Below are 15926 nucleotides of genomic sequence, written 5' to 3'. Positions count from 1 at the left end.
GATTCTCGATAATGCCTCAATTCATAAAGGTCAAGCGATTGATGATTTAGCAGCAAAATATAAAACAAGAATCGTTTATCTACCTGCGTATAGTCCCGACCTCAATCCTATTGAAAAAGCATGGTCTGTCTTAAAAAGTAAAGTCAGGCACATCATTGCTCAGAACAATAAAACCATTCAGGAAGCTCTGGATATCGTATTTAAGATGATGTAGCTTATGTTTCATATTTGGCTATAAAAGCTTTATTAGAGAAGGAGACTCCAAATTTTGGTGGGTATTCTGTTTGGAGTCCTATGGATAAAATTGTTGAACAATACCCGAATTGGATAATAGCTAGTAATATTGATGATAAAAATAATTTTATTAATTATCTAATCGGTTTACGGGAAAGATTACTAGGCAAGTTTAGACAATAGTGTTCTGTCAAACTCCCCATTTCCCACAATCTTCACCTTAAATATTTCATTAAAGCCTTCATCTAAACTTGGTACTTCTAGCTTCTTATATGTTGCTCGAATACCCACTTCTGGAATATTGGATTTTCCTGTGCGGTGACTATTACGTTCTAAAGTACTTTGCAAATCTGTTTCAAAATAATAAGAAATCACTTCAAAACCTGCATCCTTTGCACGTTGAATATAGCGTGCACGGTCTGCTTTGGTCGGGTTGGTGTTATCAATCACCATGTTGGTTTTCGAGGCTAAACATGCTTCAAAAATCATATTTTCACGATGCCTTGTTTTCAGCATATCTAAATTAATTCTGAGATGACTGTGATACAAATTGAGAAGATAAAAACTCGATTTACCAGAAGCTTGCACACCTGTGAAAATAATCAGTTGCATGGTGAGGGTCAGAATGAAGATAATAAAACATTAAAACACGCGTATTGATCATCGACAATGCATATGCTTAAACTTTGAATTATTCAATATTAAAAATAACAAAGGCTTAAAATTGCGAAATTTATCTCAAAAAATCATTCAATTTGGCATTTTTAGTAGTGTGTTATGGCTCACAGCCTGCCAACAACACTTTTTACTCAGCCCAACTGAACCGTCAGAAGCAGATTTGGTGGCCAATTCAGTCGGCAATGGTTTGAGTCAAGAAATCAATGTCGGTTATGAAGAAGCCTATAAAAATCTACATATGGCTTATAGCCAATGTATGGCATTTACCAGTGATAAAGGATTTGTGTTTACAGACAACAAGTTTGAACCTGATTTAGAGATGGCAACATTGTTTGGACGCTCTAAAGGCGGTGTTTATTTGTATAAGACCACTTTAGAAAGTGTCAGCCCAAATAAAACCAATCTCACGTTATATGTGCCTCAAGGCTATAAATTTCCAAGAGCACGTTTAAAACAAGATGTATTAAGGGCACTAGGAAAAGATCCGCTTTGTCGAAATAAAGCAATTTCGACAAAGCAGACTGAAGAAAAAAGCGTAATGCCTTAGATCATTGAAAGCAATTATTCTTTGTTTTCAGTAGTATCTGATTCAGTAGAAGAGCCAGAATTTGGAATCAACATGGCTGCAAGCTTGAGCATTTCACTTTGAACTGAACCAAGTTGTTGTTCGATCTTATTGAAATCGACCTGACTAAAATCCATCTGTCCGTTTAACAGGGGAGATTTCAAAGCTTGCTCATTGGCTGATTGAATGTTTTGACGGATGTTATCAATCTCACTGCTTTTTAGATTCAACTGATCCAAGGCTTGATTAAAACCTGTCAATTGAGATTTTAAAGCGGTGGCTGTACTTTCGAGTTGTTGAATATCTTTCGTTTCCAATGCTTGTTGCAGGTTTTGTTGTGATTGTTGCAATTGAGCAATGTAATCACCTGCTTTGAGTTGAACATCAGCAACATCACGTGCAATATAAAAGAAATTTCCCGATTTTAAATCAGCTTGATTGCTTGAAGTAGTGTCTTGATCAGAGCCTTCAATATTCTTTGTCTCTGTTTGTTCCACTGTAACTTGATCATTGGATTTCGCTTCTTCAGCTTTATTTGATGACGCATCACATGCAGTTAAAAAAAGAATTGCAGTTATAGCAGAAAGCGGGAGGAGCTTAGCTTCAAGAAAATTTTTCATGGCTTAAAAGTCTAAATATTCAATTATTTACAATATATCGAATAATCATGGAGACAATATAGATTGTTGCAAAGACATAACAAAATCATTGCTAATGGTCTAAGCTTTAACTTTGAATCGGTTTGTTTTCAGAGGGCTTTGAGTTGGTTTTGACAGAGTGAAATGATTTTTTGCAGATGAAGAAATACCTATGGAGAAAGCTATTTCTCATACCTTATAAAATATAAAAAAGACAATACGGAAAGTTTTTTATAAAAAATAAGCCGAATATGTCGCGATATTCGGCTTAATGGATTTAAAATGATTTGCAGGTCAAAGCATTCCGTATGATGAAATTCAAATCAATCATTTAGATTTTAGAAATTATTGAGCTAGTTCAGCCTGAATTGCATCCACTAAGCGAGGATCATCTGCTGTGATATCAGGTGCAAAACGCGCTACGACTTCGCCTTTTTTATTCACGAGGAATTTTTCAAAATTCCAAAGCACTTCAGGTTTAGGGTTGGGTGTTAAACCGTAATCTACCAAATCTTTCCACCATGGACCTTCGCCAATACGCTCTGGAATAGCTTGGGTCAAGGTTTGATACAGTGGGTGCTTATCATCACCAGTAACTGATATTTTAGAAAAAAGTGGGAATTTTACATCATAAGTGAGTGAGCAAAATTCTTGAATTTCTGCATCTGTACCCGGTTCTTGTGCCAAGAAGTTATTTGCAGGAAATCCTAAGATTTCTAAGCCATTGCCTTTTTGAGTTTCATACAGTTTTTCAAGACCTTCATATTGTGGAGTTAAGCCACACTTTGAAGCCACGTTTACAATCAGTAGAACTTTACCTTGATACTGGCTCAGATCAACGTCATCGCCTTGAATGGTCTTAACGGGAATATGATAAATAGATGACATTTTTGTGCCTTAAAATATGAAGATCTATAGGTGTTGTATCGTGTTCAGTCATCTAGTTCAAGCAAATATTTTTAATGGTAAGAAAAATTTTTGATAAAAAAACAGGCATTGAGCCTGTCTTTTTATCAAAATACTTATTTAATCATTGCTTCAACTTTTTGCATGTTGGCAGACAAAGTTGCTGTATCTTTTTCTACCTGAGCTTGTAACTCTGTCATTTTATTCACGTCAGGGGTTGCAGACATGCTCTGATCCATCATCTCAAATGTTGTTTTATTTAAACTAATCATTTGTGCTCGAATATCATTCACTTCAGAACTTTTCAGTTTGATTTTGCTCAAATCTTCATTGAACTGATTAAAATATTTTTTATTATTTTCCATCGCGTTCTCAGCACCTGCAGGATCAGTTGCATTGAGAGAATCTTGTTGCATTTTCAATGCTTCTTCTGATTTTGATGTTGAGAGTTTAGCGATTGCTTCAAAGTCAGCTTTAATGTCTGATTTGTTATTAGTACTTAGACTTGAACTATCTTGTTGCGTCACATTATCTGAAGATTCAGCTTTATCGACTTTTTTATCACAAGCGGTAAGTAATAGCATAGATGAACAAAGTACTGTTAAGGCGATATTTTTCATTGTTTTTCTCTTTAGTATGAATAAGATAAGATGTAATGGAGAAGGAAATGTCAGTTAAGCTGAAATCTTGGCTTCTATGTCAGAGACGAGTTGCTGAATATCGGCTTGTAATGCATTGACCTGTTGCATAATTGATTTGATCTTTTCTGGATTTGCAGATGCTTTCAAACCTTCATTGGTTAGTTCGATGGCTAAAAGGTTTAAATCAATTGAGCTTTTTCTAAGTTGATTACCTTCAGTACTCTCTAAACTCAGTTCGTCCAAAGTTTTATTAATCTCAAGACGTTTGTTATTGAGTTCGACTGCTGTTGTATCTCGAGTGGCTGTGTCACCAGTGGCAATCGCTTGTTGTAATTTTTCTACGAGAGGTTGAGCTTCTGCAGTTTTCTCAATATTTAATTGTTGAATTAATGCAAAGTCTTGAGCAATACCTTGGACATTGTCTTTAGAAATCTGATCAGGAGTCGATTGAGGAGCAGCCAAAGTTTCAGTTATTGCGGGTGCATGTGCGGTCACTTCGCTTGGTGTTGTACCAGTATTTTCGGGAATTTCTTTTTTTTCGCACGCACTCAATGTAAATACTGAAACACAGGCAGAAATAAGTAATATTTTTTTCATGATATCGCCAAAATTAATCGTTATATTTAATTTTTTTAAAATTATAAATTGTCTTTAAATCAATTTACTAAACAATTATAAATCAATAATTGATTTAATTCTAATCATTTTATAGATATAAAAAAACAGACCTAAGCCTGTTTTTTAATTCTTGCCATTTAAAAAAATTATTTTGCAGTCACTTTATTTTGGAGTGTTTGCATTTCTTGAAGTAAAGACTGCTGAAGCTCAGTTGCTTTCTTTTGAAGTTCAGTGATTTTTTCCATGTTAGGAGGGGTTTCTACACCTGCTTCTGCAAGGTCTAAGCCTAGATCATTGGATTCTTTCATTTTGTCACGAATCGAATCAGCTTCAGTACTTTTCAATGCAAGTGCTTCAAGTTCATCGTTGAAACGATCAACATATTTGTCCATTGAATCTACAACTGCGTCCAGAGCAGCTTTATCGCCTTTTTGAGCTGCTTGCATCACATCGTTTTGAAACTTCAAAGCTTCTTGTGCTTTAGCATTAGAAAGTGTTTGAATTTTATCAAGATCGGCACGAATATCCGCATCTATACCATGACTTAGTGCAGTGACAGTTGTAGGCGTTGCTGCTGTTGACGTTGTAGTTTCAGCTTCATTTGGTTTTTTGTCACAAGCCGTTAAACCCATAGCAACAGCGCATAAAGATGCAAGAATTAGTTTTTTCATCATTTTTCCTTTTAGTGTGCAAGTTTGATTTGCATGATTTTTTTCATTAAAAATTATTGGATCAAACTCAAAGTATTGAATCGAATATCATTCAATCTCGTGATTCAATTTTTATTAGTACTTAAACTTACGACATATAAATGCGGATCATCAGTAACTGAAGATTTGAAATTAAAGTAGGGTGTTTGAGCTGAGGATTGTGTCTTTCTGTACAATCATAACGAGATCAAGCAATTCATTTCTAAGCATAATTTGTCATGCATTTGACAATAATTATATAGTATTTTTGTAGATAAACTAATCAATAAAAATGTAAAGCCAATTTATTACACAGTTATTATCAGTTCAGTTATATTGATTGATCTAAACCACGTTTGTCACAAAAATTCAGATTGATCTATCTCAAAGAAATGAATTGATTGGAAACATTCGTATCATAATCTAAGATTAATATAATCTATTTATCAATGTTTTATATCTAATAAGCCATTACCCAATATTAAATAATTAAGGAAAATTATTGTATGTTTAATCAATCAAATCAGCGTTGGTGGGCTTATGCCTTGCCTATAATTGCCGTGTTGATTTGGTCATTAAATATTACAGTTACCCGTTATGTTGCAGAGTTTATTTCTCCGATCAGTATTAGTTTTTATCGTTGGTTAATTGCCTTTGTATTAATGACGCCTTTTGTAATTTTAAATGTCTGGAAATGGCGATCAGAAATTCGTCAGCATGCATGGCAGCTCGCGATACTGGGTGCATGTGGCATGGTGTTTTATCAAGGGCTTGCTTATAGCGCAGCGCACTATACCACTGCAACCAATATGGGGATTATTAACGCCTTTACTCCAATTTTCACGATCTTTATATCCATGCTGATCCTCAAGGAAATCCCAACACGCTATGCAGTGATGGGTGGCATATTGTCCTTTCTAGGTTTGCTGTATGTCATGAGTCAGGGGAGCTTTCAAAGTCTGATGCACCTTGCTGGACATTGGGGTGATTTTCTAATGATCCTTGCCGTTTTTTTATATGCTTTCTATGGCGTATTTCTTAAAAAATGGCAGTTGAACATTCCATTATTGATCAGCCTTTATGTACAAATTGGGTTTGCACTGTTATTTCATTTGCCCTTTGTCTTTGCATTAGGGCTTGATCCAATCAACCCTCAAAATGTGGGCAGTGTATTGTATGCAGGGGTGTTTCCCTCCATTGTTGCACCCTTGGTATGGATGATGGCTGTGCAATATATTGGACCGAATCGTACCAGTATTTTTATGAATGTCATGCCGGTTGGAACTGCACTGATTGCTTTTTTCTGGCTGAATGAAGCGTGGACGGTTTATCATACGATTGGTGGTATGATAATTGTGTTGGGCATTGCTTTGGCACAAAAGCGTAGCTAATTTTTTGAAATTTAAGATATCGAATATATCAAAAGCATTAAATAGGGTTAAAAATATAAAAAATGAAAATTTATTGATTCTTAGTTTCTATTGAACGATTTTAAAAAAAAAGATTATGCAATAAAAAATAAACACTTATTTAAAATCTTTTAGTTATTGTTTTTTTGTATAAGTAAATATGTGATATGTGTCACATAAGCTCATTTGTCGTACAGATCATTTTATTGCATAATGCCCGCACAGCAAACAAGGTGCTCAATAAACAAGAGTTTCCTTGTACTGTAAACGAATTTTCGTACCCTCTGGATGTGGTATACACATCCTTTTTTATGCTCAGCCAACCTATAGGCTGAGCTTTTTTTTGTCTTGTATTTATCGTTTTAAGTGATCACTCATTTCAAATTAAAAATTAATTTGAGCTGTTTTAGTCGCTCGTGATCAAAAGCAAAATTTCAAAGATCAATCACGAATGACTTCACCTGTCATGGCATCAATAATTCGACTGGCTTCTTGACTTAAGCCCAAGTCACCATTTAAGTAGTTTAATTGAGAACCAAAATATTGACTGACATCTTGAATAGAACGAGCGGCATCTTGTCCTGCAAGATTTGCACTAGTTGAAACGATGAAGCCATTAAAAGCATTGCACAGTGCAATACATAGTGGATGATTGGTGACACGAACAGCAACTTTGGGATGGTCGCCTTTAATCCATTGCGGAATAGTGTCATCGGCAGGAAGTAGCCAAGTCGTTGCACGATCATGATTGGAATGGTGTGTCCAACTGTCGATCACTTGCTGACGTGTCGTCTCATCGAGTGGTTGAAGTAAATGTTCAACTTGGCTGATTTGCCCAGCCAACAAAATCACCCCCTTTTCAATTGGACGTTGTTTCAAGCGGAGAATTTCTAAAAAAGCAGACTCATTAAACGGGTCGCAACCTAAGCCCCATACTGCCTCTGTTGGATAAGCAAGCACTTGACCTTGCTCTAAACATTTCGCAGCCTCAGCAACTGAGGTTGTAATCATAGCGGGATACCTATGCTGTAAAAGAACTTATTGTGAACCTTAATGACGTTGTCGGCAACGTAGATATAGACCTGACTGTTGAATAGAGAGCCCCATCAGCTCAAGTTCCATCAGTAATCCTGTTAATTCAGCAGTCTGTATATCGAGTGCATATGCCAAGTCATCTAAGCTTTGTCCAACCCAATCAAGTTGTTGATATATTTTAAATAGATGGCTCGGCAAGTCAGGATTGATGTGGGGGCTTTGATTGTTCTTATGCATTTTTATTGTGTTTGTTTCAGATGATTCGTCTTGTTGATGATTTATTTTTTGCTTGAGTGAAGATTGAGCCTTGGGTTGATCAGCGAATGCAGTTACTGAGTCATTTTGATGTATAGGAACTGACTGATTTGGGGTGTTTTGATTGTGTTGCCACTGTGTGGGTAGCGCCAAATCTTCAATAATCTGCTCAGGATGATCAACCAAAATTGCGCCTTCACGGATCAATTGATGGCAACCTTGGTGAAATTCACTATAAATATGTCCTGGAATCGCAAAGGTAACTTTGCCTTGATTGGCTGCTGCTTGTGCCGTGATTAACGAGCCACTGTTCAAAGTGGCTTCAGCGACCAATACCCCCAAGCTTAAACCACTCACAATCCGATTTCGCCGTGGAAAATGATGTTGTAAAGGCTTAGTTTCGGGTAAAAACTCAGAAATGATGGTGCCTGAGTGCTGTAAGATTTGCTCATGTAAATGTCGATTTTGTGTAGGGTAAACCGAATCAAGCCCTGTTCCTACTACAGCAATCGTTCTGTGATTTTTTAAAGCACCTAAGTGTGCTGCTTCATCGATCCCTTGCGCCAAACCACTGGTGATATAAAAACCTTGGTCACTCAAATAATAGGCAAAATCATAAGCCACTTGTTTACCATGTGGGCTCGGTTTACGACTGCCCACAATTGCAACTTGAGGTTGACTCAGGTTTTGATAAGACCCTTGACCAAATAATATCGGTGGTCGATCAGTATAGGGGAGCAGTTGTTTAGGATAATGATCATCGCGATCAATCAATATAAAATCACAAGTTGCGCTTATTTTATCAAGGCAACGCTGAAATTTTTCTTGCTCAATCGATGTTTGGAAAAGCGAAGCACGTTCAACATGATTCTTATGCAGCGCGAGATCAGACCATTTTTCTAAATTGGCAGTTTGAATGGCACTTTGTGCAGAACCAAAATGACGAATCAGTTTCTGATAAGACGAAAGTGAATGTTGAACCAAATACCAAAGCGTAATGTGATTCAAATGATCTTGAGAAATGTGATCCATCATAATCATGCCTTTTTTTATTGTTTTAACGTTCAATGATTCATTTTATATCGCGCGATCAGATATAAATAGGCTGATCTTTAATTTTTTAAAGAACAGCCTAATTGGATTTAACTCATGTCATTCATTTGAAGCATGAATATTGCATGATTAGTTCTGCGTCGTTGGTGGCGCTTGAATCAGAGCACCTACTTTTACAGGAAGTGAACTATCTAAAATATACGCATAACTGAACTGATCAAAGGTTTTGAAGATCATCAGATTTCCTACACGTGGATTAGGAAGTTTAACTGACTCTTTCGTTTTAGGATCACGAACCACTTCACCTTGTTGATAGATAGTTAATACGTGCCCAGCTTTGGCACCATGCATAGCACCACGGTTCACGGTAACTACACTACGTTGGGCCGCTGTACCAATAGAACCCATCACACGGATGATCTGACCATCTGCAGTCACTTCATTGGTTGCAGTCGGGTAGAACAAACTTGGTAATTCAGGGTTGTAGCGCGGTAGCACCAAATCACCGCGACGTACTTCAGCATTAAAGCTTGCAGTCAGTTCCAGTGTCGTCACATCACCTTCATTTTCAATCGCAGTACCTGCCGCAACTTCGAGTAATTCAGCCGCGACAATTTGCTTTTTACCTTTTGCGTCAGTCATCGTATATGGTTCAGACTCACGGAATACACCGTAGTTTTGACCTGCAACTAAACCATTGCCACGTGCATAAACCGTTTGACCAACACCTGCAACAACACGATTGTCTGCCGTTCCAAGAATATATGGCGTATCTTTGATAGATTCAGGTGCGATAATCAAACCATGATCTAACCATTGTTGAATGTGTGCCGCAGGAATCACTGGAATCGTATTGTTTAATGATTCAATGCGAATTTGTGGTTGTAATGATGCGCCACCACCATGACGACGAATCACGCCTTCACAGCCATCGCCTTCATCTTTACCAATCAATGGACGACCATCCAAAGTACAAAGTAATAGGCGATCACCCGGATAAATCCAGTGCGGATTTTTGACATGGCGATTACTTGCCCAAATTTCTTTCCAACGCCAAGGCGAACTCAAGAATTTGCCAGAAATATCCCATAAGGTATCGCCTTTTTTTACCACATAAACATTGGGTGCACTTGCTTTGAGTGCAGGCGGGGAATGGTTCGGGCTGGCTTGTGTTATTTGTGTTGTAAATACGCCAGCACTTAAGCAGATTGCAAGAGCAACACAGTGTTGTTTAAACCCCTTAGCACGTAAATGGTTTGTGCCATTGAAAAGCTTTTTCATTATCATAATTCCTAAAATTATGTATCTATTTGCGCTATAATACGCATATTACACGTATTACTAAATGAAGCATCAACTTCATTAATTTTTTAAGATCAATGGCATAGCCAGTGAGGAGCAGTATGGCCTTATTACCTATTTTAAGTTTTCCTGATCCCCGTTTGCGTACCATTGCAAAACCTGTCAGTGAAGTGACGGATGAAATTCGTCAACTTGCAGCAGACATGTTTGAAACCATGTATGAAGCACCAGGCATTGGCCTAGCAGCGACACAAGTTGATCGTCATATTCAGCTTATCGTCATGGACTTGTCTGAAAATAAAGATCAGCCGATGGTTTTCATCAACCCCAAAGTGACTGCTCTAACAGAAGAAACGCAACCTTATGAAGAAGGCTGTCTTTCTGTACCACAAATATACGATAAAGTTGATCGTCCGTCACGCGTGAAAATTGAAGCGATCGGTCTAGATGGTCAAGCATTTGAAATGGATGCGGATGGTTTATTGGCTGTATGTATTCAACATGAAATGGATCACTTAGATGGCAAGCTGTTTGTTGACTACTTGTCGCCGTTAAAACGCCAGCGTGCGCGTGAAAAAGTTGAAAAAGTGGTGCGCCAGCGTCAGAAGGAAAAAGTAGCGGTAAAACGTTAATTTTTCTTTGATTATTTATTGATTTACAAAGCCCAATCTTGATTGGGCTTTGTTATAATATAACCACATGAAAATTTGAACATGAGTAGGGTCGTTGTTACGCATAGGGTTTCTGCTTGGGTTCACGGCAGTATTATTACAGATCGCTGTTTTCCTACAGCCTTTGCTACCGAAGCAATTTCAAATTGCCCCGGTTTGCGAAACGATCACCCGCGCCTTATTTAAACCTTTATCGAATGAACCAACGCACAAACATGCATCAGATGTTTATGATCCTTTGATAAATCAAAAAGTGAACAGTGATCAGCATCCACATATAAATGATGTTTCTGATCAGTATCAACATGCATCTCATCATCATGTTAAAGATGAGCGTTCTGCACCAACGCATTTCGATTCATCAGACCCGTTGTCTCATCAAGTATCCGCACATTCAGAACATCATCATGATGCCAACCATCAATGCCAATACTGTACGGTATTTGGTAATTTGGTTTTGCCTCCTGAACTCAGTTTGGCTGTGGTCATCGATCGTATTCAAGTTCGACTGCTAGCATTTGAAAAAGCATTTAAGCATGTCTATTTTCAGCTCCAACGCTTATATCTTCTTCCTCAAGGGCGCGCGCCACCACTGTTTACATAAATGAATCTTTCTCTCTGGGTCTTTGTTGATTCCAGAACAACTTTATTTATGTATCAGTGAGATTTAGAAATGGCCCAGCCAAAATTCTTTTTACAGCCTCTTGCGGCTGCGATTTGTGTTGTTTTTTATTCAGGTGTGACAAGTGCAAACACTGAAGTCCAGCACGATCAAAATTCAAAAAATTCACCTGTTAGTTTAGCACCGATTATCGCTACGGCTCATCAGGGCAATGATGCCAATGGTTTGATTGTTCGCGCTGATCCTAAACAGCTGATTCAACCCATTCCAGCGACAGATGGTGCAGATTATCTACAAAGTATTGTTGGTTTTAGCGCTGTGAATAGTGGTGCAGGAACCAATGGAGATGTGACTTTTCGTGGGATGTTTGGTTCACGAATTAAAATCCTCACGGATGGCTCAGAAAACTTGGGTGCCTGTCCAAGCCGTATGGACTCACCAACGTCGTATATTTCCCCTGAAAGTTATGATCGAATTTCAGTGATTAAAGGGCCACAAACGGTTCAATATGCCAATACAGGTTCAGCAGCAACCGTGATTTTTGAGCGCCGTCCTGAAGAGTTCAGTAATGATAAAAATTATCGTGGGCAAGCGAGTGTCGTCGTCGGCTCTTATGGACGTTTAGATCAGAATATTGAAGCAGCTGTGGGTGATGAACAAAAATATATACGTTTGAACACTAACCGTTCCGTTTCAAATAGCTACCAAGATGGCAATGGAAATACCGTTCCTTCGGATTGGATGCGTTGGAATGCAGATTTAGCGCTTGGATGGATACCCGATGAAAATACGTGGTTAGAGTTGACCGGCGGTCAGGCTGATGGTGAAGCAGTATACGCAGGTCGGGCAATGGACGGTTCTAAGTTTGAACGTGAAAGTTTGGGACTGCGCTTTGAAAAAAAAAATATCACGGATGTGATCAAAAAAGTTGAAGCCCAAGTCAATTACAATTTTAATGATCATGTGATGGATAATTTCAGTTTACGTAAATTTATACCCTCTGACATGATGGGTATGCCTATGGCAACAAATGTTGCACGTAAAACATTAAATGCGCGTATTGCTGTAACGCATGAGTGGGATAAAATCGATTTTGTTACTGGTTTGGATTCTCAAAATAACGAACACAGTATTCGTAAGGGGATGCATAACACTTATAAAGATAAAGCTCGTGAAACGGATATGAAGTTCCAGTCTTATGGGGCTTTTGGTGAGCTGACTTATGATTTGGGTCAGGATAATCGATTAGTCACAGGTGTACGGGTTGATCAAGTCAATTTAAAAGATGAACGATTGACTTCCACTGAGGTCAATGTCGAGCGTGATAAAACGCTAGCCAGTGGCTTTATTCGTTTTGAAAATGCTCATCCCGAACATGATGATGGTAAAACCTATATTGGTTTAGGTTTTGTTGAACGTATGCCTGATTATTGGGAGTTATTTAGTCCTAAATCAGGTAACGGTAATCCAAATACCTTTAATCATATTGATACTGAAAAGACGCTACAACTTGATATGGGCTATCAGCATCAGCAGGGTGGTTTTAGTTCTTGGGCTTCTGCATATGCTGGTTTAGTGAAGGATTATGTTCTTACAAGTTATCAGCAGAAAGGCATGATGGGCGCTCTTGAGGCACATAGCCGTAATGTGGATGCGACCATTGCAGGTGCGGAAGCGGGCGTAGGTTATCAATTTACCGATGCAATTCAGGCGGATATCAGTGCGATGTATGCGTGGGGTAAAAACACTACAGACGACAAAGCTTTACCTCAGATTTCACCTTTAGAAGCACGGGTGAATCTACGTTATATCCAAGATAACTATACCTTGGGTGCTTACTGGCGTGTCGTGGATGGTCAAAACCGTGTCAGTTTAAATCAAGGAAATATTGTCGGTTATGACCTTAAAGAAAGTGCCGGTTTTGGAACGTTGTCTTTAAATGGAACTTATCATATCCAAGAGGGGGTTGATCTATCCGTAGGGATCGATAACGTTTTAGATAAAACGTATACCGAACATCTCAATAAATTAGGAGATGTAGGTACAGGATTGGCAGCAACTGAGCAATTCAACAATATTGGGCGTAACTACTGGGCAAGAATCAGTATGAAGTTCTAAGTTCAATAACAAATTAGAAAAGACCGAGTGATATCACTCGGTCTTTTTTTATTAACTGAAAAAATTAGAATTAAAGCAATGGCCTTATTGATGCATGCTAGCCAATTGTTTCCCTGCATTTTGATATAACTCAAGAGCGCTTTCTTGTTGTTGGCGACCTCTCTTTTGCAAGTATGCATCTAATCGAGGGATTTGTTTGGCGCTGTTATAGATCACAGTATTTTTAGCCAGTAAGTACAATGGATACCAAGCCACTGCACGAGGTTTCAAGCCTAATTTTTTCATTTTTTTACGACCTAAAAACATCTGAGTCACATCTAGATGATTGCGATAAGCTTTTTTCTGGAAAAACGCGTTAAAGTATTTGTATTCACGTTCAAATGGTTCTTTGGATAGACTTATAGCGAGCGCTTTACTGCTTTCATCCACCTGAGGATGGGCATAGTTCATCCATTGCAGTAATTTCCAGCCCTCCGATTCTTTATCGATCAGCCATTTCTCATCAACACCCATCAACCAGCCTGTATATTTCCAAAAATGCATCAACGCATCGACTTCATCTTTGTTTGGAAAAATCCCAAGACCACGAACGCCCAGTAGTAAAACGCCGCTAAAAGCAATATTGGTCAACGCTTGGTCAAATTGATTGATTGGCATGCCCCAAGTCTCAGTATCCCATTCTTTCGAGTTATTCAATTGATAGCGAACCAAAGAATGAATAAATCGTACGAAAATGGTTGAGGTAAATCCATCATTAAAACGATCAAAACTATGTTCTTTGTTGATATCCAGCCACCATTTATGCGTTTCAGCCATTCGCTTACCCGCATATTTACTGAGTGCTCCTGTTAAAATCAGGGGTTGGTTGAAACCTGGATATTGATATCCCGTCATTAATGCCACATCTCGAAGAATAAACGTGCTATTGGTACCCAAACGATGTGTAAATTGAATAGATGTTTTAATTTTTGATGAATCAAGCCATTCAGGTACTGTTTCCACTAATTTGAAAAACTTTGTCAGCACTGGAATGGACTCAGGGAGTTGATCAACACCTTTATAAAGTGCAATTTCAAAAAGCTTACGGTTCTGTCTTGGATTAGTCATGACCCAAGTCATGACTTTATCCATGGCGACATCGCCTGTAAACATACTTTCATTTAAGTCTAAATAATCTTGATAGCTTGGTATGAAGTTTTGTTCAGTGACTTTATTTAAAATTTTTGAGAGGAGATCACTTTTGACCATCTTATCAAAAGAGGCGAGACGTTTGGGTGGTTGAAGGTTTGACATAGAGTTGCAACTCTGATTATTCTTTGATCAAAGATTAATATGAATATTTATTCGCATTCAATTCGCATTTTATAGTTAAAGACATTATGAGAAAAAAACCACAACAACAAAGAGCAAAAATAATCGTGGACACGATTTTAGAAGCAACACAAATCTGTGTAGCTGAATATGGGTTAATGCAGGTGACTACGCCGAAGATCGCTGAAAAATCTGGAGTGAGTGTTGGTTCTATCTATCAGTATTTTGAAAATAAAGATCAAATCATATTGGAGTTACTACGCCGTAAGAGCGAAAACTTAGGATTAGCTTTAAAACAAATGGCAATGGTTAAAGAGCAAATCGAATTAAAAGCATTGATTGATATGAGCCTTCAGTTTGGTTTTGATGTGATGCGTGAAGACAATGGTTTCTTTATAGAAGTTTTAAAATATTGGCATGACTACAACAACTCAGAAGCGGCAGAAATCTTAGAAAAGCACTTTTTAGAAGTGGGTTTGTACGTATTTAATCGCTTTTATCCGCATTGGAGTTTTGAAACGCTCAAACATAAATCATTCGTCATTATTAATAGTACTTTATTTACCATGATGCGATATGTGAGTAATAATGATTTTCTTATTACAGAACAACAACTTAAAAAAGAATTATCCATTATGATCCTCAGCTATCTAGAAAAAGAAAGTGAATAGTTAAATTAAATTAAAATAAATTATTGCTAAATATTAATAACTTAAAAGTTATTAGTTTATTAAATATCCATACGAAACATCTTTATTTGCAAAAGGGTTGCAACGCATGTGAAATCCTGTAGAATGCACATCCATCGGCGGTGATGAAGATTAAAACTTCTGATAAAACAGTAACTTAGTTAAAAATGATTAAGTTGGGTTTTAGAAAGAAAGTTTAAAATAATTTGAAATTGCAGTTGACTATTCATCGAAAGAGAGTAGTATAGCCGACCTAGCTTGCTGGTGACGAACCAACAAGAAGATCATTAAGAGATTATGAAGAACAACTTGTGTGGATTTTTACTGATTGATTAATCGAAATTATTTTCATTGATTGATGGTAAAAATGACTCGAAGTTTATTTGAGAAATATTTGTCAGAAGATTGATGAGCCAAGATTGGTGCCCTATAGGCACTAAGCAATATTAAACTGAAGAGTTTGATCATGGCTCAGATTGAACGCTGGCGGCA

At 37.6% G+C, this 15926-nt stretch carries 17 protein-coding genes and 1 pseudogene; 8 read left to right on the top strand and 10 right to left on the bottom strand.

The genetic code is table 11. The features are described from left to right. Positions 1–214 (top strand): transposase (locus tag AC5YCE_RS14605; RefSeq protein ID WP_496171720.1); only part of this gene is annotated, 214 nt, incomplete at its 5' end. A gap of 182 nt (positions 215–396) precedes the next feature. On the opposite strand, the gene AC5YCE_RS14600 is transcribed toward AC5YCE_RS14605, so the two are convergent. After that, entirely contained in the window at positions 397–846 is a 450-nt protein-coding gene (locus AC5YCE_RS14600; RefSeq protein ID WP_496172518.1) for an AAA family ATPase, read from the bottom strand. 112 nt (positions 847–958) lie between these two features. Here AC5YCE_RS14600 and AC5YCE_RS14595 point away from each other — a divergent pair, with 112 nt between their 5' ends. Continuing rightward, positions 959–1459, top strand: coding sequence for a hypothetical protein (locus tag AC5YCE_RS14595; protein WP_496172517.1), 501 nt, complete (start codon positions 959–961; stop codon positions 1457–1459). A gap of 14 nt (positions 1460–1473) precedes the next feature. Here the strand turns inward: AC5YCE_RS14595 and AC5YCE_RS14590 are convergent, their stop codons facing one another. The 5 genes from AC5YCE_RS14590 to AC5YCE_RS14570 all read right to left on the bottom strand — a co-directional run bounded on the left by AC5YCE_RS14590 (position 1474) and on the right by AC5YCE_RS14570 (position 4951). Then, on the bottom strand, positions 1474–2097 hold the full coding sequence (locus AC5YCE_RS14590; protein WP_496172516.1) for a PM1805 family lipoprotein: 624 nt from the start codon (positions 2095–2097) through the stop codon (positions 1474–1476). A 363-nt stretch (positions 2098–2460) separates the two neighbouring features. Then, positions 2461–3003 carry a glutathione peroxidase gene (locus AC5YCE_RS14585; protein WP_496126249.1) on the bottom strand — a complete coding sequence of 181 codons (543 nt, stop codon included), beginning with the start codon at positions 3001–3003 and terminating at the stop codon, positions 2461–2463. A gap of 134 nt (positions 3004–3137) precedes the next feature. After that, complete coding sequence (locus tag AC5YCE_RS14580) at positions 3138–3641, bottom strand: PM1805 family lipoprotein (RefSeq protein WP_496172515.1); 504 nt, start codon at positions 3639–3641, stop codon at positions 3138–3140. 54 nt (positions 3642–3695) lie between these two features. After that, positions 3696–4259 carry a PM1805 family lipoprotein gene (locus AC5YCE_RS14575; protein WP_496172514.1) on the bottom strand — a complete coding sequence of 188 codons (564 nt, stop codon included), beginning with the start codon at positions 4257–4259 and terminating at the stop codon, positions 3696–3698. Positions 4260–4426: 167 nt separating this feature from the next. Continuing rightward, on the bottom strand, positions 4427–4951 hold the full coding sequence (locus AC5YCE_RS14570) for a PM1805 family lipoprotein (protein WP_496126252.1): 525 nt from the start codon (positions 4949–4951) through the stop codon (positions 4427–4429). Positions 4952–5475: 524 nt separating this feature from the next. On the opposite strand from AC5YCE_RS14570, the gene AC5YCE_RS14565 reads away from it, so the two are divergent. Continuing rightward, positions 5476–6360 (top strand): DMT family transporter, encoded by an 885-nt coding sequence (locus AC5YCE_RS14565; protein ID WP_496126253.1) that lies wholly within the window; start codon positions 5476–5478, stop codon positions 6358–6360. Positions 6361–6819: 459 nt separating this feature from the next. Here the strand turns inward: AC5YCE_RS14565 and tsaC are convergent, their stop codons facing one another. The 3 genes from tsaC to AC5YCE_RS14550 form a co-directional block, all read right to left on the bottom strand. Next, positions 6820–7389, bottom strand: a complete 570-nt coding sequence (tsaC, locus tag AC5YCE_RS14560) for an L-threonylcarbamoyladenylate synthase type 1 TsaC (RefSeq protein WP_496126254.1) — start codon at positions 7387–7389, stop codon at positions 6820–6822. Positions 7390–7428: 39 nt separating this feature from the next. Next, positions 7429–8703, bottom strand: a complete 1275-nt coding sequence (gene dprA / locus AC5YCE_RS14555) for a DNA-processing protein DprA (protein WP_496172513.1) — start codon at positions 8701–8703, stop codon at positions 7429–7431. Between the two features lie 147 nt (positions 8704–8850). Next, complete coding sequence (locus AC5YCE_RS14550; protein ID WP_496126256.1) at positions 8851–10002, bottom strand: LysM peptidoglycan-binding domain-containing protein; 1152 nt, start codon at positions 10000–10002, stop codon at positions 8851–8853. Between the two features lie 122 nt (positions 10003–10124). Here AC5YCE_RS14550 and def point away from each other — a divergent pair, with 122 nt between their 5' ends. From def to AC5YCE_RS14530, 4 genes and pseudogenes are all read left to right on the top strand, one after another. Next, entirely contained in the window at positions 10125–10655 is a 531-nt protein-coding gene (def, locus tag AC5YCE_RS14545) for a peptide deformylase (RefSeq protein WP_496126257.1), read from the top strand. A 94-nt stretch (positions 10656–10749) separates the two neighbouring features. Continuing rightward, a pseudogene (locus tag AC5YCE_RS14540) lies at positions 10750–10885 on the top strand (DUF2946 domain-containing protein); the annotation flags it as partial. Next, positions 10861–11298, top strand: a complete 438-nt coding sequence (locus tag AC5YCE_RS14535) for a DUF2946 domain-containing protein (protein ID WP_496172519.1) — start codon at positions 10861–10863, stop codon at positions 11296–11298. The pseudogene AC5YCE_RS14540 and the gene AC5YCE_RS14535, both read left to right, overlap by 25 nt. A 69-nt stretch (positions 11299–11367) precedes the next feature. Then, positions 11368–13434 carry a TonB-dependent copper receptor gene (locus tag AC5YCE_RS14530; protein ID WP_496172512.1) on the top strand — a complete coding sequence of 689 codons (2067 nt, stop codon included), beginning with the start codon at positions 11368–11370 and terminating at the stop codon, positions 13432–13434. Positions 13435–13518: 84 nt separating this feature from the next. Here AC5YCE_RS14530 and AC5YCE_RS14525 read toward each other — a convergent pair whose 3' ends face one another. Then, the gene (locus AC5YCE_RS14525; protein WP_496172511.1) at positions 13519–14727 is read right to left on the bottom strand and encodes an oxygenase MpaB family protein; all 1209 of its coding nucleotides are present in this window, start codon (positions 14725–14727) and stop codon (positions 13519–13521) included. An 86-nt stretch (positions 14728–14813) separates the two neighbouring features. On the opposite strand from AC5YCE_RS14525, the gene AC5YCE_RS14520 reads away from it, so the two are divergent. Further along, positions 14814–15416, top strand: coding sequence for a TetR/AcrR family transcriptional regulator (locus tag AC5YCE_RS14520; RefSeq protein WP_496172510.1), 603 nt, complete (start codon positions 14814–14816; stop codon positions 15414–15416). The last annotated feature ends 510 nt before the right edge of the window (positions 15417–15926 follow it).

The sequence above is a fragment of the Acinetobacter sp. CY79 genome, assembly GCF_059515845.1.
Note: the sequence above shows the minus strand (reverse complement) of the source record. Positions and strands in the feature narration are given on the sequence as shown.

Excerpts from the sequence above, each read along its gene's own strand:
- AC5YCE_RS14600 (WP_496172518.1), bottom strand. The coding sequence starts at position 846 with ATGCAACTGATTATTTTCACAGGTGTGCAAGCTTCTGGTAAATCGAGT.
- AC5YCE_RS14590 (WP_496172516.1), bottom strand. The coding sequence starts at position 2,097 with ATGAAAAATTTTCTTGAAGCTAAGCTCCTCCCGCTTTCTGCTATAACT.
- AC5YCE_RS14585 (WP_496126249.1), bottom strand. The coding sequence starts at position 3,003 with ATGTCATCTATTTATCATATTCCCGTTAAGACCATTCAAGGCGATGAC.
- AC5YCE_RS14580 (WP_496172515.1), bottom strand. The coding sequence starts at position 3,641 with ATGAAAAATATCGCCTTAACAGTACTTTGTTCATCTATGCTATTACTT.
- AC5YCE_RS14575 (WP_496172514.1), bottom strand. The coding sequence starts at position 4,259 with ATGAAAAAAATATTACTTATTTCTGCCTGTGTTTCAGTATTTACATTG.
- AC5YCE_RS14570 (WP_496126252.1), bottom strand. The coding sequence starts at position 4,951 with ATGAAAAAACTAATTCTTGCATCTTTATGCGCTGTTGCTATGGGTTTA.
- AC5YCE_RS14565 (WP_496126253.1), top strand. The coding sequence starts at position 5,476 with ATGTTTAATCAATCAAATCAGCGTTGGTGGGCTTATGCCTTGCCTATA.
- tsaC (WP_496126254.1), bottom strand. The coding sequence starts at position 7,389 with ATGATTACAACCTCAGTTGCTGAGGCTGCGAAATGTTTAGAGCAAGGT.
- dprA (WP_496172513.1), bottom strand. The coding sequence starts at position 8,703 with ATGATGGATCACATTTCTCAAGATCATTTGAATCACATTACGCTTTGG.
- AC5YCE_RS14550 (WP_496126256.1), bottom strand. The coding sequence starts at position 10,002 with ATGAAAAAGCTTTTCAATGGCACAAACCATTTACGTGCTAAGGGGTTT.
- def (WP_496126257.1), top strand. The coding sequence starts at position 10,125 with ATGGCCTTATTACCTATTTTAAGTTTTCCTGATCCCCGTTTGCGTACC.
- AC5YCE_RS14530 (WP_496172512.1), top strand. The coding sequence starts at position 11,368 with ATGGCCCAGCCAAAATTCTTTTTACAGCCTCTTGCGGCTGCGATTTGT.
- AC5YCE_RS14525 (WP_496172511.1), bottom strand. The coding sequence starts at position 14,727 with ATGTCAAACCTTCAACCACCCAAACGTCTCGCCTCTTTTGATAAGATG.
- AC5YCE_RS14520 (WP_496172510.1), top strand. The coding sequence starts at position 14,814 with ATGAGAAAAAAACCACAACAACAAAGAGCAAAAATAATCGTGGACACG.